Origin of the sequence: Actinophytocola sp. (assembly GCF_035712165.1) — a bacterium.
Taxonomy (GTDB): domain Bacteria; phylum Actinomycetota; class Actinomycetes; order Mycobacteriales; family Pseudonocardiaceae; genus DASYTH01.
Map to the genome: position 1 here is coordinate 1 of NZ_DASTBH010000470.1, position 18,363 is coordinate 18,363.

Below are 18,363 nucleotides of genomic sequence, written 5' to 3' on the forward strand. Positions count from 1 at the left end.
GAGAACCGGAGGGGAAGCGTCGCGCGCCGTACCCCCGGCGCGCGGCGCCGCCCTCCGCTCAGCCCCAGACCTCCCGGGCGGTCTCCACGATGAGGCGGAGTTTGGCCACTTCCTCCTCGTAGCTCAGGGCATTGCCCTCGACCGTGGAAGAGAAGCCGCACTGGGGGGACAGGCAGATCTGGTCCAGGGGAACGTACTGAGCCGCCTCGTCGATGCGGCGTTTGAGCGTGTCCTTGGACTCCAGCTCACCGCGTTTGGTGGTGACCAGGCCGAGAACCACCAGCTTGCCCGGCGGGACGAACCGCAGCGGAGCGAACCCGCCGGAGCGGGGGTCGTCGTACTCCAGGAAGAAGCCGTCCACGGCCAACTCGGAGAACAGTGCCTCGGCCACGAAGTCGTAGCCGCCCTCGGCCACCCAGGAGGACCGGAAGTTGCCCCGGCACATGTGGGTCGTGACGGTCAGACCGGCCGGCTTGTCCGCCAGCGCCGCGTTGATCTGCTTGATGTAGCGCAGATGCTGGTGCTCGGCGTCGTCGCCGCGGGCGGCCAGTTCGGCCCGCTGCTCCGGGTCGTTGAGGTAGGCCAGGCTGGTGTCGTCGAGCTGGAGGTAGGTGCAGCCGAGCCCGGCCACACCGGCGATCTGCCGGGCGTACGCGGCGGACAGGTCCGACCAGAACTCCTCGACGTCCGGGTAGACCGCCGGATCGATGAACGCCCGGCCGCCGCGGTAGTGCACCATGCTCGGCGACGGGATGGTCAGCTTCGGGGTGACACCCTCGCCCGCCAACGAGCTCAGGTACCGGAAGTGGTCGGCGAAGATCGTCTCGGGCAGCGTGATCTTCTCCCGCACCCGCAGCGCGGCGCTGGTGAAGTCCAGATCCCCCGCCGCGTTCCGGAAGTGCACCTTGAGCTTCTCGTCGGACTGGCCGATGCCGCCGAGCTGGTAGATGAAGTCCATGTGCCAGGTGGACCGGCGGAACTCGCCGTCGGTGGCCGACTGCAGGCCGACGTCGCGCTGCATCGCGACCACGTCGGCGATGGCCTCGTCCTCGATCTTCCGCAGGTCCTCGGCGGAGATCCGGCCGGCGGCCCGGTCCTCCCGCGCGGCCAGCAGTGCCGGCGGCCGCAGCAGGCTGCCGACGTGATCGGCGCGGAACGGTGGGAGGTCTCGCAACGTCACCATCCTCCTTTGGGTAGGGGCAGTCCGACGTAGTTCTCCGCGAACGACGTGGCGGCCGCCGCGGAGCTGGTCAGGTAACGCAGTTGGGACAGCTGCAACCGGGCGCCGAACGGGTCCGGTTCCGGCAGCCGGTGCAGCATCGAGGTCATCCACCAGGAGAAGTGCTGCACCCGCCAGACCCGGCGCAGGCAGGTCGAGGAGTACGCGTCCAGTCCGGCGTCACTTCCGGCGGAGTACCAGTCGTTGATCGCCGCGGCCAGCACGTACACGTCGGCCACGGCGAGGTTGAGCCCTTTCGCGCCGGTTGCCGGCACGATGTGCGCCGAGTCGCCGGCCAGGAACAGCCGGCCGTGGCGCATCGGTTCGGTGACGTAGCTGCGCAGCGCGGTGACGCCCTTGTCCAGGATCGGCCCGGTGTTGAGCCGGAAGCCGTCCCGGCGGTGCAGCCGGGCGCGCAGCCCTTCCCAGATCCGCTCGTCCGGCCACTCCTCGATCCGCTCGTCCGGAGCGACCTGCAGGTAGAGCCGGGTGATCTCGGGGCTGCGCATGCTGTGCAGGGCGAACCCGTCGTCGTGGTGGGCGTAGATCAGCTCTTCGGACGACGGCGGCGCCTGCGCCAGCACGCCCAGCCAGGAGTACGGGTACACGTGGTCGTAGGCGGTGATCGCGCCGGCCGGGACCGCCGCCCGGCTCACCCCGTGGAACCCGTCGCAGCCGGCCACGATGTCGCAGTGCAGCTCGACATCCCGGTCCTCCTGCCGGAACCGGATCACCGGCGCGTCGCCGGCCGGGCCGTCGATCCCGGTCGCGGCCGCGGAGAACAGCAGTGCGCGGCCGGTGTCCAGCCGGGCCGCGACCAGATCCTTGATCAGCTCGTGCTGGGCGTAGATGGTCACCCCGCGCCCGGTCAGGTCGGTGAGCGGGATGCGGTGCCCCTCGCCGTCGAACAGCAGCTCCAACCCGGTGTGCACCAGGGACTCCCGGTGCAGCCGGCCGGCCAGGCCGAGCTCGTCGAGCAGGTCGACCGTGCCCTGCTCGAGCACACCGGCCCGGATCCGGCGCTCGATGTGCTCCCGGGTCTGCCGCTCCAGCACCACCGAGTCGATGCCGTGCAGGTGCAGCAGGTGGGCGAGCATCAGCCCGGCCGGGCCGGCGCCGATGATCCCCACCTGCGTGCGCATGCTGTCCATCAGAACGGGTAGGGCGGGATGTCGCCGCGCATCGTGATCCAGCGCTGGTCGGTGAACGCGTCCAGGTTGGCCGCGCCGCCGAACCGCGCGCCGGTGCCGGACTCGAGCACGCCGCCGAACGGCGCGACCGCCTCGTCGTTCACGGTCTGGTCGTTGATGTGCACGATCCCGGTCGGGATCCGCTCGGCCAGCGCCAGGCCCCGCATCGCGTTGCCGGTGAGGATGGACAGCGACAGGCCGTACTCGCTGCCGGCGGCCAGCGCGACGGCCTCGTCCTCGGTCGCGAACGGCACGACCGGGGCGACCGGGCCGAACACCTCCTGCGCGTAGGCCGGCATGTCCGGCGTGACCCCGGAAAGCACGGTCGGCCGGTAGCACAGCCCCTCGTAGCGCCCGCCGGCCGCGAGCCGCGCCCCGGCGTCCACAGTGGACGTCACCAGCGCGTGCACCTTGTCCCGCTGGCCCTCGTCGATCAGCGGGCCGAGCGCGACCGGGTCGGTTGCCGGGTTGCCCACCGGGAGCGCGTCGGCATGCGCCGCCAGCGCCTCGGTGTAGTCCGCGGCGACGGCCTCGTGCACCAGGTGCCGGCCGGCGGTCATGCAGATCTGGCCCTGGTGCAGGAACGAGCCCCAGGCCCCGGCGGAGACGGCCGCGTCGATGTCGGCGTCGTCCAGCACGACGATCGCCGAGTTGCCGCCCAGTTCCAGATGCACCCGCTTGAGGTGCCGGCCGGCCAGTTCGGCGACCGCCCGGCCGGTGGCGGTGGACCCGGTGAACGAGATCACCCGCACGTGCCGGTCGGTGACCAGCGCGGTGCCGGCGTCGGCGCCGCCGGGCAGCACGTGCAGCAGCCCGTCCGGCAGACCGGCCTCGGCCAGCACCGCCGCGATGGCGAACCCGCCGGACACCGGGGTGCGCAGGTCCGGCTTGAGGACCACGGCGTTGCCCAGCGCCAGGGCCGGCGCGACCGAGCGGATGGACAGGATCAGCGGCACGTTGAACGGCGAGATCACGCCGACGACGCCCACCGGCATCCGGCGCAGCAGGCTCAGCCGCGGCTGGTTGGTCGGCAGGATCTCGCCGAGCGGCCGGGAGGCGAGCGCGGCGGCCTCGTAGCACTCCTGCGCGGCCACGCCGCCCGCGAAGCCGGCCAGGCCCGCAACGGCGCCGGTCTCCCGGATCACCCAGTCGCGCAACTCGTCGGCGTGCTGCTCGACCAGCGCGCCGGCCCGGCGTAACACCCCGGCCCGGTCCTCGAAGCTGGCGGTCGCCCAGTCGCGCTGCGCCGCCGCGGCCGCCTCGGCGGCGGCCGCCACATCCTCGGCATTGGCCGTTCCGGTGCGGCCCAGCTCGGCGCCGGTGGCCGGCTCGGTGATCGGGACGTGCCCGCCGCGCGACTCGGTCCACCCTCCACTGTAGATCTGACCCTCGAACTCCTTGGCATTCAACAGGTTCAGCGTCGCCGTCATGTTCTGTCCACCTTCGCCTTCTGGATCTGGGCGTAGACCTGGCCGCGCAGTTCGGTGAACCGCGGGGCGCCGCGTGTGGTGAGCTGGTCCCGCTCGTCCGGCAGGTCGATCTCCAGGTCGTCGGCGATCGTGGTGGGCGCGGCGGACAGCATGATCACCCGCTGGCCCAGGTAGACGGCCTCGTCGATGTCGTGCGTGACGAACAGCATGGTCATCTCGAACCGCTGCCAGACGGAGCGGATCAGGTCCTCCAGGTCGGCCCGGGTCTGCGCGTCCACTGCGGCGAACGGCTCGTCCATCAGCAGCACCCGCGGCTGGTAGGCGATGGCCCGGGCGATCGCCACCCGCTGCTGCATGCCGCCGGAGAGCTGCCACGGGTAGGCGCCGTGCGCGTCGGCCAGCCCGACCGCGTCCAGCGCCTCGGCGACCTGCCGGCGCCGGTCCGCGCGGGCGATCCCGGCGGCGCGCAACGGTAACTCCACGTTGTCGGCCACCCGTAACCAGGGGAACAGGCTGCGGCCGTACTCCTGGAACACCACGGCCAACCCCTTGGGCGGCCCGGACACCCGCTCGCCGGCCAGCCGGACCTCGCCGGCGGTCGGCGGGAGCAGCCCGGCGATGCAGCGCAGCAGCGTGGTCTTGCCGCACCCGGAGGGGCCGACGATGCAGACGAACTGGCCGGCCTGCACCGTGAACGTCAGCTCGCCGACCGCGGCCACCCGGCGGCCCTGGCCGTCGTAGACCTTGTGTAACTCGGTAACGGTCAGCACTCAGCGTTCCTTCTCCACCGTCCGGACTCCGTGATACCAGGCCAGTACCCGGTTCTCCACCACCCGGAACACCAGCGACAGCAGCACGCCGAGCAGGCCGAGCAGCAACACCCCGCTCCACATCTCGGGAATCTGGAAGCCGCGCTGGAACTGCACGATGGTGAAGCCGAGACCACTGCTGGCCGCGAACATCTCGCTGATCACCATCAGGATGATGCCCACGGACAACGCCTGCCGGGCGCCGGCCATGATCTGCGGGCTGGCCGAGCGCAACACCAGGTGCCACAACCGCAGCACACCACCGATCCGGTAGCTGCGGCAGGTGTCGATCAGCACGCCGTCGATCGCCCGCACGCCCTCGACCGTGTTCAGCAGCACCGGCCACACGCACCCGGACACGATCACCAGGACCTTCATGCTGTTCCCGATCCCGGCGAACAGCATGAGGATCGGCACCAGCACCGGCGGCGGGATCGCGCGCAGGAACTCCAGCGTCGGTTCCAGCAGCGCGCGCAGGGTGCGGTTCAGGCCGATCAGCATGCCGACCACGACCCCGACCACGACGGCGATCAGGTAGCCGAGCGCGAGCCGGCCGAGGCTCGGCAGCACGTCCTCGGTGATCCGCGGCCCGAACCAGGTGTCGTCGAACGCGTCCAGGATCACCGACAGCGGCGGGATGTAGAACGCGGTGGACCCGGCGCTGGCGAACCACCAGGTGGCGAACAGCAGCACCGGCAACGCGAGGAGCTGGGTGGCCCGGTAGGCGACTCTCATCAGCCGGACACCTCGCAAGCTCGGTGCCGACAAGACCCGCCGCTTCGCACGCTCAGCGCCGGGACTGTGCTCGATGGTTCGCTCGCAAGCTCGCTCACTATACCGGCACCTCCGCCCGTACCGACGGATGCCAGGCCAGCACCTGGCGTTCGGCCGAGCGGGTGGCCAGGTTGGCCAGCACGCCGATCAGGCCGGTGACCACCACCAGCGCGTACATCTGCGGCACCGCACCGCTGGCCTGGGCGATCGCGATGTCCTTGCCCAGCCCCGGCGAGCCGATGATCAGCTCGCCGGTGATGGTCAGGATCAACGCGACCGAGGCGGCCAGCCGCACGCCGGTGACCGCATAGGGCAGCGTGGTCGGCCAGATCAGGTAGCGCACGGTGGCCACCGGACCGAGCCGGTAGGACCGCGCGGTGTCCCGGGCCACCGGGTCGACGTCGGCCACCCCGTACAACACCTGGACCAGCACCTGCCAGAACGACGCGTACACCACCAGGATCAGCGTCGAGGTGACCGTGGAACCGTAGAGCAGCACGGCCAGCGGGATCAGCGCCACCGACGGGATCGGCCGGAGGAACTCGATGGTCGACGCGGTCAGGGTGCGCAACACCGGAACCGAGCCGACCAGCACGCCGATCACCACCCCGGCCAGCACCGCGATGACCAGGCCCAGCGCCCAGGTGCGCAACGTGTCCAGCAGCGCCACCCAGAACTGCTCCTCGCGAACCTGGTCGCCGAGCGCGGCGGCGATCCGGCTGGTCGGCGGCGCGAAGTCGGGCGACACCAACCCGATCCGCGGCACCACCTCCAGCAGCGCGCCGAAGGCGACCAGGCCCGCGAGGCCGAGCAGAACTCTCACAGGAACAGGGCGTTCACGTCGGCGGGCTTGTCCAGCAGCTTGTCCTGCAGGGCCAGGTCGGCGAGCTTCTGCACGGAGTCCTTGTTCACCGCGGCCGGGAACTTCGGCAGCGTCACCTTGGCGATCACGTCCGGCGCGATCTGGGTGTAGGTGCCGATGATCTGCCGCGCCTCGTCGGGGTGCGAGTCGGCGTAGGCCAGCGACTCCTGCATGGCCTCGGTGAACCGCTTGACCAGGTCGGGGTTCTGGCCGATGAGCTGGTTGGACGCGAAGTAGCTGGCCACGGTGAGCTGCGGGGCCACGTCGACGTAGCTGGACGCGATCTTGCGGCCGCCCTGGCTCAGCACCTGCTCCTGGAACGGCTCGACCACGAACACGGCGTCGACCTGGCCGGACTGCAACGCGGCCGGCTGCTGCGGGAAGCCCATCTCGACGAACTGCACCTGGGTGGGGTCGCCGCCGGCCTTGCGGATCGACTGGCGCACCGAGGTGTCCACGATGTTCTTCAGCGTGTTCGCCGCGACCTTCTTGCCGGCCAGGTCGGCCGCCGTCCTGATCGGACTGTCGCCCTTGACCATCAGCGCCGCGAAGTCCTTGCCGTCCTCACCGGTGGAGTTGTTTCCGTTGGACACCACCTTGATCGGCACGTTGCGGGACTGCGCGAGCAGCAGCGAGACCATGTTGGAGAAGCCGAACTGGTACTGCCCGCTGACCACGGCCGGCACGATCGCCGCGCCGCCCTGGGCGAGTTGCAGGTCCAGCTCGATGTTGCGCTTGGTGAAGAAGCCCTTCTGCTTGCCGAGATAGATCGGCGCGACGTCCAGGATCGGGATGACCCCCACGACGACCTTCTCGGGCTGGCCGGGCGGGGCCGAGGACGCGGGTGCACCGCCGCCGCTGCCGGTATTGGCGCCGCAGGCGGTGACGGCCAGCAGGGTCGTGAACAGGACAGCCAGTTTTCGTCGCATCGTCGGGACTCCATCCACCCGTATGGGCCGTGTTCGCTCTGCGAACGCGTGTTCAGTAGATGAACGTAGAACGATCGACATACCAGCGTCAACCTTGACTTGGCGCTCGGGCGCTCCCTATGGTGCGATGGAAGAACTTTCGTTCGCATAGCGCACGCCGGAGGGGCCGATGGCCGAACTGGTCGGTCTGGCCGAGGGCATCGCGACGCTGGTCCGGGACGGCGACGTGGTCGCCCTGGAGGGGTTCACCCACCTCATCCCGGTGCGGGCCGGCCAGGAGATCATCCGGCAGGGCCGGCGGAACCTCACCCTGGTCCGGATGACCCCGGACATCATCTACGACCAGTTGATCGGCGCCGGATGCGCGCGGGCGCTGGTGTTCTCCTGGGGCGGCAACCCTGGAGTCGGTTCCCTGCACCGGTTTCGCGACGCGGTGAGCAACGGTTGGCCGGTTCCGCTCGAGGTGGAGGAGCACAGCCACGCCGGCATGGCCAACCGCTACGTGGCCGGGGCCTCCGGGCTGCCGTTCGCCGTGCTGCGCGGCTACGCCGGCACCGACCTGTTCCGGCACACCGCGAACCTCGCCACGGTCACCTGCCCGTTCACCGGCGAGGTGCTCACCGCGGTGCCGGCGCTGCGGCCGGACGTCACGATCATCCACGCGCAGCGCGCCGACCGCGCCGGCAACGTGCAGATGTGGGGGCTGACCGGGGTGCAGAAGGAGGCGGTGCTGGCCGCCGACCGCTCCCTGGTCACCGTAGAGGAAATCGTCGACGCGCTGGAACCCCGGCCGGACGCGGTGGTGCTGCCCGGTTGGACGGTGAGCGCGGTGGCCGAGGTGCCCGGCGGCGCCCGTCCGTCCTACGCGCAGGGCTACTACGACCGGGACAACGAGGCCTACCGCGCGTGGGACGCGATCAGCCGCGACCGGGACACGTTCACCGCCTGGCTCGAGGCGTTGGCCGCATGACGTGGACCGCCGAGGAGATGATGACGGTCACCGCCGCGCGGGCGCTGACCGGTCACACGTCCTGCTTCGTGGGCATCGGCCTGCCCAGCACCGCGGCAAACCTGGCCCGCCGGCTGCACGCGCCGAACCTGGTGCTGATCTACGAGTCCGGCGCGATCGGCGCCAAACCGACGAGGTTGCCACTGTCCATTGGCGACGGTGAGCTGGCGCTGACCGCCGACGCCGTGGTCAGCGTGCCCGAGGTGTTCAACTACTGGCTGCAGCCCGGCCGGATCGACGTCGGATTCCTGTCCGCCGCACAGCTCGACCGGTTCGCCAACCTGAACACCACGGTGATCGGCGACTACCGCGACCCGACGGTGCGGCTGCCCGGCGCGGGCGGCGCGCCGGAGATCGCCGCGTCCTGCCGCGAGGTGTTCCTGATGCTGCGGCACACCCGGCGGGCGTTCGTGGAGAAGGTCGACTTCATCACCTCGGTCGGCTTCGGCGACGGGCCGGGCAGCCGGGAACGGCTCGGCCTGCGCGGCCGCGGCCCGGTGCTGGTGGTCACCGACATCGGTGTGCTGCAACCGGATCCGGACACCCGCGAGCTGACCCTGACCAGCCTGCACCCCGGCGCCGACCTGGCCGCCGCGCGCGCGGCAACCGGCTGGGACCTCGCCGTCGCCGCCGACCTCACCGAGACCCCGCCACCGACCGGCGAGGAACTGGACCTGCTGCGCGCCCTGGTGAAGGGAGCCTGAATGACCGACCTCGTCCTACCCGGCTACCGGCGTCCCGGCGACGGCGTGCATCCGCCGCTCTACAGCCCGGGGTACCGGTCCACCACCACCCGGGCGCCGGCGCTCGACCCGGTTCGCCTGGCGCACTCGCTGACCGAGATCACCGGCCCGCTGCTCGGCGAGGGCCGGGTCCACCCGGGCGACGCCGACCTCACCCAGCAGCACGACGGCGAGCCGCTCGGCGAGCGGATCATCGTGCACGGCCGGGTGCTCGAGGAGGACGGCCGGCCGGTGCCGCACAGCCTGGTCGAGGTGTGGCAGGCCAACTCGGCCGGCCGCTACTTCCACGCCAGCGACCGGCATCCGGCGCCGCTCGACCCGAACTTCACCGGGGTCGGCCGGTGCCTGACCGACGCCGACGGCCACTTCGAACTGGTGACGATCAAGCCTGGCGCGTACCCGTGGCGCAACCACGACAACGCCTGGCGTGCCGCGCACATCCACTTCTCGCTGTTCGGGCGGTCGTTCACCCAGCGGCTGATCACCCAGATGTACTTCCCCGGCGATCCGCTGTTCTTCCAGGACCCGATCTACAACGCGGTACCCGAGGCGGCCCGGCCCCGGATGATCTCCAGCTTCGACCTGTCCCGCACGGTTCCGGAGTGGGCGCTGGCCTACCGGTTCGACATCGTGCTGCGCGGTCGGGACGCGACTCCGATGGAGCGTTGATGGATCTTCCACTGACACCGTCGCAGACCATCGGGCCGTTCTTCGCGCACTGCCTGCCCTGGCCGGACGGGCCGCACGTGGTCGCCGAGGGCACGCCGGGCGCGTTCTGGCTGCGCGGCCGGGTGCTCGACGAGGACGGCGACCCGGTGCCGGACGCGTTGGTGGAGACCTGGCAGGCCGATCCGGACGGCCGGTTCGCGCACCCGGACGACCCGCGCGGCGCCGGGGTGGAGTTCCGCGGGTTCGGCCGCTGCCCCACCGACGCCGCCGGGCACTGGGCGATCCTGACCGTGCGCCCGGGGCGGGTGCCGGATCCGGCCGGCCGGCAGCAGGCGCCCCATCTGGACCTGTCGGTCTTCGCGCGCGGCCTGCTGGACCGGGTGGTGACCCGGATATACCTGCCGGACGAGCCGGCCAACGCGCAGGACCCGGTGCTGGCCGGGATCGACCAGGCCCGGCGCGGCACGCTGATCGCCGTCGCCGCCGAGGACGGCTTCCGGTTCGACGTCCGGTTGCGCGGCCCGGGCGAGACGGTCTTCTTCAGTGTCTGAAGCCCTGGCGTACACGGTGGACGGTCCGGCCGGCGCGCCGGTCCTGGTGCTCGGCAGCTCGCTGGGCACCACGGCCGACATGTGGCGGCCGCAGCTCGCCGCGCTCACCGAGCGGTACCGGGTGGTGCGCTACGACCACCGCGGGCACGGCGGCTCGCCGGTACCGCCCGGCCGCTACCGGCTCGACGATCTGGGCGGCGACCTGCTGGACCTGCTGGACCGGCTGGGTCTGGACCGGGTGCACCTCGGTGGCCTGTCGCTCGGCGGGATGGTGGCGATGTGGCTGGCCGCCAACGCCGCGGACCGGGTGGACCGGCTCGCGCTGCTGTGCACCTCGGCCCGGCTCGGCCCGCCCGACATGTGGCGTACGCGGATCGAGACCGTTGCCGCGCAAGGGATTTCGGCGATCGCCGAGGCCCAGCTCGGCCGCTGGTTCACGCCCGGGTTCGCCGCCCGCGACCCGGACACCATCGCCTGGGCCCGGGCCATGCTCACCGGCACCCCGGCGGCCGGCTACGTGGGCTGCTGCGCGGCCATCGAGTCCATGGATCTGGTGCCCGCGCTGGGCGCGATCACCGCACCCACCCTGGTGATCGCCGGCGCCGACGATCCGGCCACCCCGCCGGAGCACGCCCGGACCATCGCCGCCGGCATTCCCGGCGCCGAGCTGTCGATCGTGCCGGACGCGGCACACCTGGCCAACGTCGAGCAACCGGCGGCCGTGACCCGGCTGCTGCTCGACTTCCTCGGAGGTGCGCAACGTGAGTGAGCTTGCGAACGAACCAATGTCACAGGGCGTCCGGTCACGGTGGCTCCGAGCCTGCGAGGAGGCAACGTGACCGACCCGGACCGGGCCGGCGAGCGGGTACGCCGGGCGGTGCTCGGCGACGAGCATGTGGACCGGGCGATCGCCGGCGCCACCGCGTTCACCGCGCCGTTCCACGAGTACGTGACCCGGTCGGCGTGGGGTGGGGTGTGGGCCCGGCCCGAGCTGGACCGGCGCACCCGCAGCCTGCTCACCCTTGCCCTGCTCGCCGCGCTGCGCTGCGAGCCGGAGCTGGCCATGCACGTGCGGGCCGCGCTGCGGCTGGGCGTCACGCCGGTGGAGATCCGCGAGGTGCTGCTGCACACCGCGGTCTATGCCGGCGCCCCGGCCGCCAACGCCGCCTTCGCCGTCGCCGCGGCGGTGCTCGACGAGGAAGGGGTGGCACCATGAGCCGCGGTCCCGACTTCGTGCAGTCGCTGGAGCGCGGGCTGGCGGTGATCCGGGCGTTCGACGCCGACCACGCCGAGCTGACGCTGAGCGAGGTTGCCGCCGCGACCGGGGTGACCCGGGCCGCCGCCCGCCGGTTCCTGCTCACCCTGGCCGAACTGGGCTACGTGCGGGCCGAGGGCCGGTACTTCTCGCTGACCGCCCGGGTGCTCGAACTGGGCTACGCCTACCTGTCCAGCCTGTCCCTGCCCGAGGTCGCCGAGGCACACCTGGAGGCGCTGGTCGCCGAGGTGAACGAGTCGTCCTCGGTGTCCGTCCTGGACGGCGACGACGTGGTGTACGTGGCCCGCGTCCCGACCAGCCGGATCATGACCGTGGTGATCAGCGTCGGCACCCGGTTCCCCGCCTACGCCACCTCGATGGGCCGGGTGCTGCTGGCCGGGCTGGCCGAACCCGACCTGGACGCCTACCTCGCCCGGGTCCGCCTGGACTCCCTCACCAGCCGAACGGTCTCCTCGGTGGCGGCGCTGCGCACCGAGCTCGGCAAGGTGCGCACCCAGGGTTACGCCCTGGTCAACCAGGAGCTGGAGGACGGCCTGCGGGCCATCGCCGCCCCCGTCCGGGACCGCACCGGCCGGGTGATCGCCGCCCTCAACGTCTCCGCCCACGCCAGCCGCACCTCCCTGGAGGTCATGCGCCGCGATCTCCTGCCACCCCTGCTGAAAACCGCCGCCCGCATCGAAGCCGACTTCTTCGGCCGCCAGCGCCGGTAACTCCTACACCGTCTTGAGGAAGGTGCCGAGCGCGTCGTCGAACTCCTCGGGGCGTTCGAGGTTGGGCATGTGGCCGGCGCCGTCGATGATCACGAGGGTGGAGTTGGGCAGGTGGGCGTGCATGAGCTCGGCGTCGGGGATGGGGGTGTAGTGGTCCTCGCGGCCGACCACGACGAGGGCGGGCACCGAGGCGGCGCCGAGGAGGGGGACGTAGTCGGGGCGTTCGGCCCGGCCGCGCAGCGCGGCGGCGGCGCCGGCCGGCGGGGTGGTGCGCATCATCCGGTGGACGTGCTCGGCGAGGTCCGGGTCGGCGTCGAGGTTGGGCGGCCACACCATCTTGGGCAGCTCCTCGTCGGCGTAGCCGGCCATGCCCTCGCGCTCCAGGCGGTCGGCGGTGTCCAGGCGGAGTTGGCGGCGCTGCGGGGTGTCCAGGCCGGCGAAGGTGTCGGCCAGGACCAGTGCGCGCACCCGGTCCGGGAACTGGCGGTAGAAGTCCATGACGATCTGACCGCCCATGGACAGGCCGCCGAGCACGATCCGCTCCACGCCCAGGCTGTCGAGCAGCGCGGCGATGTCGGCGGCGAACACGTCGAGTGTGGTCTTGCCGGGGACCACGGTGGACTCCCCGTAGCCGCGCAGGTCCGCCGCGATCACCCGCCAGGGCGACCGGCCGAACCGGCGTAGCTGGGGGCGCCACATCGAGCGGTTGAACGGGTGGCCGTGCACCAGCACCAGCGCGTCCCCGGTCCCCTCCTCGTCGTACCCGATACTGATCCCGCGCACTGATGCCATGGTCACGAGCCCCACCCTATGGCCGTAGCAGTGCCGGGCGGATCGGCGATCAAATAGCGGACGGGTTTGTCGGGGCGTGCGAGGGCTGCCTATGGGCACAGCGGAACTCGGTCAACAGACCGTGCTCGACCGGCCGTGGCCGTTCGTGGGTCGCGAGCGCGAGCTTGCCCGGGTGGCCGCGGCGCTCGGCCGGCCCGACGCGGCGGGTCTGCTGCTGGCCGGGCCGGCCGGCGTGGGCAAGACCCGGCTGGCCACCGAATGTGCCCGGATCGCCGAGAAGGTGGGGTTCCGCTGCGTGCGGGTGCTGGCCACGCGCGCCGCGGCGGGCGTGCCGCTCGGGGCGTTGGCCCCGCTGCTGCCGGCCGACTCGCGGCGCACCGGTCCACGGGCCAACTGGCTGCGGGCCGCCGCCGACGCGATCGCCGGCGGACCCGGCCCGCTGTTGCTCGTGGTGGACGACGCGCACCTGCTGGATCCCGCCTCCGCCACGGTGGTGCAGCAGCTCGCCGCGCCGGACCGGGCGTTCGTCGTGCTCACCACCCGCACCGGACTTCCGGCCCCGGAACCGCTGCTGGCCCTGTGGAAGGACGCCATCGTCGACCGGCTCGACCTCGCCCCGCTGACCGACCGGGACGTCGACCGGATCCTGGACTCGGTGCTCGGCGGGGCGATCGACGGCGCCGCCCGGCACGAGCTGTGCCAGGCCAGCCAGGGCAACGCGCTGTTCCTGCACGAGCTGGTGCTGGGCGGGCTGGATGCCGGCATCCTGCGCCGGGACGCGGGCGTGTGGCGGCTGGCCCGGCGGCTGGCCAGCTCGCCGCGCCTGGCCGAGCTGGTCGGCGCCCGGCTGGTGGACCTGGACGGCACCGACCGGGAGCTGCTGGAGCTGGTCGCCCTCGGTGAGCCGCTGCCGTGGGAGATCGTCGCCCAGTTCGCCGACCCGGCGCTGGTGGACCGGCTGGAACGGCACGGCCTGGTGCAGACCGTGCAGCAGCGCAGCGGGTTGCAGGTCAGCCTGGCGCACCCGCTGTACGGCGAGGTGCTGCGCGACGAGCTCACCGCGCTCGGCCGGATGGCGGCCAGCCGCCGGCTCGCCGAGGCCGCGGCCGGCGTCGGCGTGGAGCGGGTCGGCGCGCTGCCGCTCGCGGTGTGGCAGCTCGACGGCGGCGGCACGGTCGACCCGGAGATCATGACCGACGCGGCCCGCGGGGCCCGCCGGGCCGGCAACCTACCGCTGGCCGAGCGGCTCGCGGTGGCCGCGACCGATGCCGGGGCCGGGCCGCCTGCCCGGTTGCTGCACGCGAAGGTGCTCGGCGAACGGGGCTGGCCGGAGCGCGCCGAGTCCCTGCTGGCCGAGCTGGCCGGCGAGGCCCGGACCGGCGAGGAGCGGGCGTCGGTGGCGATCGAGCAGGCCCGCGCCCTGCTGTACTGGCGGGGTCGCGGCGGGGCGGCGGCGGCCACGCTGACCGCCGGCGCCGACCAGCTCACCGGCCCGCTGCTGGACCAGGTCGCCGCCCAGCACGCGGTGATCGCGCTGCTCCGTGGCCGGCTGGGCGACGCGCTGGGCGGCACCCCCGGGCCCGGCCAGGCCGCGACGGCGGCGATCGCGGCGGCCCTGTCCGGGCAGGCCGCGCGAGCGTTGGCCTATGTGGACCGGGCCGGGCGCGGCCCCGAGGGCGGCGAGGCCCGGCTGGCCCGGGTGGTCGCGCTGGGCGAGGCCGGCCGGCTCGCCGAGGCGCAGGCCGCGGCCGGCGGGCTCTACGACCGCTCGGTCCGGCTGCACAGCCGTACCGGCCAGGCCTGGACCGCCCTGCTGCGCGGTCGGATCGAGTTGCTGACCGGCCGGTTGCGCCGGGCCGAGCACGCGTTCACCGAGGGCCAGGCGATCGCCGAGGAGCTCGGGCAGCTCGCCCTGCGCCGGTGGTGCTGTGCCGGGGTCGCGCTGGCCGCCGCGCAGCGGGAGGACACCGCCCGGGCGCGCGCCGCGATCGGGCAGCTGGACGCGATGCCCGACACCGATCTGCACCTGCTGATCTCCGACGAGCTGCGGGCCCGGGCCTGGACCGCCCGGCTGCTGGGCAACCCGGTGCGGGCCGGGCAGTTGCTGCGGGATGCCGCCGCGCAGGCCCAGGGTGCGGCGCTGGCCGCCGCCGCCTGGCACGACCTGGCCCGGACCGGGGCATCCGATGCCGCCCGGCCGCTCGCCGAGTTGGCCGCCGGCTCGGACAACCCGATGGTCGCGGCCCGGGCGGCGGTGGTGGGCGCGCTGGGCCGGCGTGATCCGGACGCGCTGACCGCGGCCGTCGCGGAGTTCGAGGAGCACGGCGCGCTGCTGTTCGCCGCCGAGTCGGCCGCCGCCGCGGCCGCAGAGTTCCGCCGCCGGCAGGACGCCCGGTCCGCCGAGCGGATGGCCGAGCGGTCGCATGCCCTGGCCCAGCGGTGCGAGGGCGCGGTCACGCCGGCGCTGGAGCTGGCCGGCCCGGTCGCCGAGCTGACCAGCCGGGAGCGGGAGATCGCCACCCTGGCCGCGGGCGGCAGCTCGAACCGGGAGATCGCCGACGCGCTGACCGTCTCGGTGCGCACCGTGGAGACCCACCTGCAGCGGGCGTACACCAAGCTCGGCGTGACCAGCCGGACCGGTCTGGCCACGGTGCTACGTAGCCGGGGCGGAAAACCTACGTAGTTCGCGGTGCGGACGACGCCGGGGGTGGCGTGTTCTGATAGTCATCGGAGCAATGCGAGATCGGACGGGGCACATGCCAGGTATCGAGGACGCGCTGGAGCGGTTGACCACCGACGCCGCGTTCCGGGCCGCGCTGCGGACCGATCCGCGCACCGCGCTGGCCGGGTACACGCTGACCGCCGACGACGTGAGCCTGCTCGCAAGGCGGGTCGGCGCCAACGGCAACGCGGTCGAACAGCGCACCAGCCGGGCCGGTTTCTTCGGCCTGTTCGCGCAGGTCACCGAGGATCAAGGTGTGATCATCCGGGGGCCCAGCTCGCCGGACACAGCCTGATAACAGCGTCGCGATCGGGTTCGTGGTTCCTCTTACGTCCCTGTTATGTTCCCGCTCTGCCGCGCTTCGGGGTGCGCTGAGAACGCTGACCAGAGGGGACCAGTTTCTTGACCGTGCACTCCCGTGCGCGCATCCGAGCGCGCGCTCTGAAGGGCACCGCCGTCCTGGCCGCCGCCCTCGCGCTCACCAGCGCGCTGGCCGCCGGCCCGGCGACCGCCGACCCGGAGCCCACTCCGACCGAAACCACCGAAACCACCCAGGCCTCCCCACCGACCGAGGCCTCCGAGGCCACCGAGCCGCCGGCCGTGTCGACGCCGCCGACGGAAACCCCGGCCGAGCCCACCGAGACCATGGACCCGACCATCCCCGGTCCGCCGCCCGGCCAGGAGGCGGAGCTCGATGCGAGCGTCACCTTCGACAAGGCGTCCTACCGGACCGGCGAGGATGTCCGGGCCACGGTGACGATCCGCAACAGTGGCAGCACCGGCACCGGTCTGATCTCGGCGAGCATCAACACCTGGGACTCGCCGGACGCGTTCGTCCCGTCCGGTGCGATCGACTGGGGCGTGTTCGGGTTCCCCGGAGTGGTGCTGGCGCCGGGCGAGACCCGTTCGGTCGAGCTGACCGGCCGGCCGAAGCGACTCGCCTCGACGTCGGTCGTGTTCAGCCTGATGATCACTGAGGGCTACCTGACCAAGTTCCCCACGAAGTCCTTCTCCGCGCCGGTCGAACCGCGCACCGGTTCCGCCACGGGCCTGGCCTACGGCGACCGGAACGGCAACGGCGCCCCCGACCCGGGTGAGGGTCTGGCCGGCGAGGTGGTGGAGCTGCGTGCTCTGGGCTACGACTACGACTACACCACGTTCCGGACCACCACCGACGCCGGCGGCCGGTTCGACTTCGGCGATGTCCCGACAACGAGCTACCACATGTCGGGAATCTGGGTCGACAACTTCAACATCCCCTACCGGACCATCACCGTCGACACGAAGGGCAGCGCCGAGAACCTGATGCTGCGGGGCTCGCTGCCCTACAACGGCGCACTCTCGGCGACGATGGAGTTCACCAAGGACAGCTACCAGCCGGGCGAGTTGGCGCACCTCACGGTGACGCTGACCAACTCCGGCACGAAGCCGTTCACGAACCTGCGGGCGTTCTGCAACCACATCGGCGACGACTGGGCCCTGTGGGGCACGGGGCCTGGCTGGGGCGAGTTGGCCACCGGGCTCACCCTCGCGCCCGGCGAGACCCGGGTGCTGGACGTGACCGAGACCGTGCCGGCCATCGCGCAGCTGGTCGGATACGTGTACGCGGCCTGCGACTTCGGCCTCTCCATGGGTGACTACGACGACCACGCCATGACCGCCGACGAGGCGTTCGTGCCCGGCGGAGTCGCGAGCTTCCGCGGCCGGATCGACACCGGCAAGGACATGCAGGGGATGGCCGGCGTGCGGGTGATCCTGGCCAACCCGGACCTGCCCTGCCCCATGGCCGCCGAAGCCACCACCGACGCCAACGGCGAGTTCGTCTTCCGCAACCTGATGCCCTCGCCCTACTACCTGGTGTACGTCGTGCCCCCGGCCGGCATGAAGACCGTGTACGACAACCCGAGCCGGGCGCGGATCGAGGTCGAACCGGGTGACCACCTGCGCTGGAGCATGTCCCTGGAGCAGGGCGAGGCCGAACTGCCGGAGCTGCCCGAGCTGACCTCCGGCTGCCCCGGCGGCGACCCGGTCGCCCAGGCGCCCGCGGCGCAGGGGCGCTCCGACAGCGGCCTGGCCAGCACCGGCGCCAGCGTCATCGGGTTGGGTGCGCTCGGCCTGCTCACGCTGATCGGCGGGACGGCCGCGCTGGTGATCGCGCGCCGCCGCCGTACGGCCGCATAACCGAAGCAAGGGACGAGAAAGCCGCACCGGCCCCGGCCGGTGCGGCTTTCTTCGTGTTTTCTGCCATGGTCGTCCGCCGCACACCCTTGTTACATTGCCGAATCCCTGTCGCGCCCCTGGGGGTGTGCGCAGACCGCTGAGCAGAGGGGACCAGCTTCCTTGACCGTGCACACTTGTGCGCGCTTACGAGCGCGCGTTCTGCGGGGCGCCGCCGCCCTAGCCGCCGCCCTCGCGCTCACCAGCGCGCTGGCCGCAGGCCCGGCGACCGCCGACCCGGACCCCGCCCCGGCCGACAGCACCGAGACCAGCACCACGACCGAGGTCACCGAACCGCCGGCCCCACCGGCGGAAGGCCCGGCCGAGCCGACCGAGGACCCCGGCACGACCAAGGACCCGGCCCCGGTCGAACCGCGCGAGCCCCGGGACCTGGAACCGGCGACTCCCATGCCGGGAGCGGAAAAGCCGCGGATCGAGGTGACCGCCGAGTTCGACAAGGC

18 protein-coding genes and 1 pseudogene are annotated in these 18,363 nt (G+C 72.5%); 11 read left to right on the forward strand and 8 right to left on the reverse strand.

Annotated features, from left to right (window positions below; all coding sequences use genetic code 11):
* Positions 1-58 precede the first annotated feature (58 nt).
* From VFO68_RS26350 to VFO68_RS26380, 7 genes are all read right to left on the reverse strand, one after another.
* Positions 59-1,180 carry a 5-methyltetrahydropteroyltriglutamate--homocysteine S-methyltransferase gene (locus tag VFO68_RS26350; protein ID WP_325161093.1) on the reverse strand — a complete coding sequence of 374 codons (1,122 nt, stop codon included), beginning with the start codon at positions 1,178-1,180 and terminating at the stop codon, positions 59-61.
* Entirely contained in the window at positions 1,177-2,361 is a 1,185-nt protein-coding gene (locus VFO68_RS26355; protein ID WP_325161077.1) for a 4-hydroxybenzoate 3-monooxygenase, read from the reverse strand. Before VFO68_RS26355 ends, VFO68_RS26350 begins: the two co-directional genes overlap by 4 nt.
* Before the next feature lie 8 nt (positions 2,362-2,369).
* On the reverse strand, positions 2,370-3,827 hold the full coding sequence (locus VFO68_RS26360; RefSeq protein ID WP_325161094.1) for a benzaldehyde dehydrogenase: 1,458 nt from the start codon (positions 3,825-3,827) through the stop codon (positions 2,370-2,372).
* Positions 3,828-3,835: 8 nt separating this feature from the next.
* Positions 3,836-4,609: an ABC transporter ATP-binding protein gene (locus VFO68_RS26365; protein ID WP_325161078.1), complete on the reverse strand. Its 774-nt coding sequence runs from the start codon at positions 4,607-4,609 to the stop codon at positions 3,836-3,838.
* Entirely contained in the window at positions 4,610-5,383 is a 774-nt protein-coding gene (locus VFO68_RS26370; protein WP_325161079.1) for an ABC transporter permease, read from the reverse strand.
* A gap of 97 nt (positions 5,384-5,480) precedes the next feature.
* Positions 5,481-6,245, reverse strand: a complete 765-nt coding sequence (locus tag VFO68_RS26375) for an ABC transporter permease (protein WP_325161080.1) — start codon at positions 6,243-6,245, stop codon at positions 5,481-5,483.
* Positions 6,242-7,213, reverse strand: a complete 972-nt coding sequence (locus tag VFO68_RS26380; protein WP_325161081.1) for an ABC transporter substrate-binding protein — start codon at positions 7,211-7,213, stop codon at positions 6,242-6,244. Before VFO68_RS26380 ends, VFO68_RS26375 begins: the two co-directional genes overlap by 4 nt.
* A 169-nt stretch (positions 7,214-7,382) precedes the next feature.
* On the opposite strand from VFO68_RS26380, the gene VFO68_RS26385 reads away from it, so the two are divergent.
* The 7 genes from VFO68_RS26385 to VFO68_RS26415 all read left to right on the forward strand — a co-directional run bounded on the left by VFO68_RS26385 (position 7,383) and on the right by VFO68_RS26415 (position 12,171).
* On the forward strand, positions 7,383-8,183 hold the full coding sequence (locus tag VFO68_RS26385) for a CoA transferase subunit A (protein WP_325161082.1): 801 nt from the start codon (positions 7,383-7,385) through the stop codon (positions 8,181-8,183).
* A complete protein-coding gene (locus VFO68_RS26390; RefSeq protein WP_325161083.1) occupies positions 8,180-8,926 on the forward strand; it encodes a CoA-transferase subunit beta in 747 nt (248 codons plus the stop codon). The genes VFO68_RS26385 and VFO68_RS26390 overlap by 4 nt, the downstream gene beginning before the upstream one ends.
* Positions 8,927-9,634 carry a protocatechuate 3,4-dioxygenase subunit beta gene (gene pcaH / locus VFO68_RS26395; protein WP_325161084.1) on the forward strand — a complete coding sequence of 236 codons (708 nt, stop codon included), beginning with the start codon at positions 8,927-8,929 and terminating at the stop codon, positions 9,632-9,634.
* A complete protein-coding gene (gene pcaG / locus VFO68_RS26400; protein WP_325161085.1) occupies positions 9,634-10,185 on the forward strand; it encodes a protocatechuate 3,4-dioxygenase subunit alpha in 552 nt (183 codons plus the stop codon). Before pcaH ends, pcaG begins: the two co-directional genes overlap by 1 nt.
* Positions 10,178-10,954 (forward strand): 3-oxoadipate enol-lactonase, encoded by a 777-nt coding sequence (gene pcaD / locus VFO68_RS26405; RefSeq protein WP_325161086.1) that lies wholly within the window; start codon positions 10,178-10,180, stop codon positions 10,952-10,954. The genes pcaG and pcaD overlap by 8 nt, the downstream gene beginning before the upstream one ends.
* Positions 10,955-11,020: 66 nt before the next feature.
* Positions 11,021-11,401: a 4-carboxymuconolactone decarboxylase gene (gene pcaC, locus VFO68_RS26410; protein ID WP_325161087.1), complete on the forward strand. Its 381-nt coding sequence runs from the start codon at positions 11,021-11,023 to the stop codon at positions 11,399-11,401.
* A complete protein-coding gene (locus tag VFO68_RS26415) occupies positions 11,398-12,171 on the forward strand; it encodes an IclR family transcriptional regulator domain-containing protein (RefSeq protein ID WP_325161088.1) in 774 nt (257 codons plus the stop codon). Before pcaC ends, VFO68_RS26415 begins: the two co-directional genes overlap by 4 nt.
* A 3-nt stretch (positions 12,172-12,174) precedes the next feature.
* Here VFO68_RS26415 and VFO68_RS26420 read toward each other — a convergent pair whose 3' ends face one another.
* Positions 12,175-12,963 carry an alpha/beta fold hydrolase gene (locus tag VFO68_RS26420; protein WP_414635579.1) on the reverse strand — a complete coding sequence of 263 codons (789 nt, stop codon included), beginning with the start codon at positions 12,961-12,963 and terminating at the stop codon, positions 12,175-12,177.
* A gap of 91 nt (positions 12,964-13,054) precedes the next feature.
* Between VFO68_RS26420 and VFO68_RS26425 the strand changes: the two genes are divergently transcribed.
* The 4 genes and pseudogenes from VFO68_RS26425 to VFO68_RS26440 form a co-directional block, all read left to right on the forward strand.
* Entirely contained in the window at positions 13,055-15,646 is a 2,592-nt protein-coding gene (locus VFO68_RS26425) for a LuxR C-terminal-related transcriptional regulator (protein WP_325161090.1), read from the forward strand.
* A 73-nt stretch (positions 15,647-15,719) separates the two neighbouring features.
* Positions 15,720-15,980, forward strand: coding sequence for an Os1348 family NHLP clan protein (locus VFO68_RS26430; RefSeq protein ID WP_325161091.1), 261 nt, complete (start codon positions 15,720-15,722; stop codon positions 15,978-15,980).
* 113 nt (positions 15,981-16,093) lie between these two features.
* Positions 16,094-17,866, forward strand: coding sequence for a hypothetical protein (locus VFO68_RS26435; protein ID WP_325161092.1), 1,773 nt, complete (start codon positions 16,094-16,096; stop codon positions 17,864-17,866).
* Between the two features lie 159 nt (positions 17,867-18,025).
* Positions 18,026-18,363 (forward strand): annotated as a pseudogene (locus VFO68_RS26440) (hypothetical protein); the annotation flags it as partial.

Excerpts from the sequence above, each read along its gene's own strand:
- VFO68_RS26355 (WP_325161077.1), bottom strand. The coding sequence starts at position 2,361 with ATGCGCACGCAGGTGGGGATCATCGGCGCCGGCCCGGCCGGGCTGATG.
- VFO68_RS26370 (WP_325161079.1), bottom strand. The coding sequence starts at position 5,383 with ATGAGAGTCGCCTACCGGGCCACCCAGCTCCTCGCGTTGCCGGTGCTG.
- VFO68_RS26380 (WP_325161081.1), bottom strand. The coding sequence starts at position 7,213 with ATGCGACGAAAACTGGCTGTCCTGTTCACGACCCTGCTGGCCGTCACC.
- VFO68_RS26385 (WP_325161082.1), top strand. The coding sequence starts at position 7,383 with ATGGCCGAACTGGTCGGTCTGGCCGAGGGCATCGCGACGCTGGTCCGG.
- VFO68_RS26390 (WP_325161083.1), top strand. The coding sequence starts at position 8,180 with ATGACGTGGACCGCCGAGGAGATGATGACGGTCACCGCCGCGCGGGCG.
- pcaH (WP_325161084.1), top strand. The coding sequence starts at position 8,927 with ATGACCGACCTCGTCCTACCCGGCTACCGGCGTCCCGGCGACGGCGTG.
- pcaG (WP_325161085.1), top strand. The coding sequence starts at position 9,634 with ATGGATCTTCCACTGACACCGTCGCAGACCATCGGGCCGTTCTTCGCG.
- VFO68_RS26415 (WP_325161088.1), top strand. The coding sequence starts at position 11,398 with ATGAGCCGCGGTCCCGACTTCGTGCAGTCGCTGGAGCGCGGGCTGGCG.
- VFO68_RS26420 (WP_414635579.1), bottom strand. The coding sequence starts at position 12,963 with ATGGCATCAGTGCGCGGGATCAGTATCGGGTACGACGAGGAGGGGACC.
- VFO68_RS26425 (WP_325161090.1), top strand. The coding sequence starts at position 13,055 with ATGGGCACAGCGGAACTCGGTCAACAGACCGTGCTCGACCGGCCGTGG.
- VFO68_RS26430 (WP_325161091.1), top strand. The coding sequence starts at position 15,720 with ATGCCAGGTATCGAGGACGCGCTGGAGCGGTTGACCACCGACGCCGCG.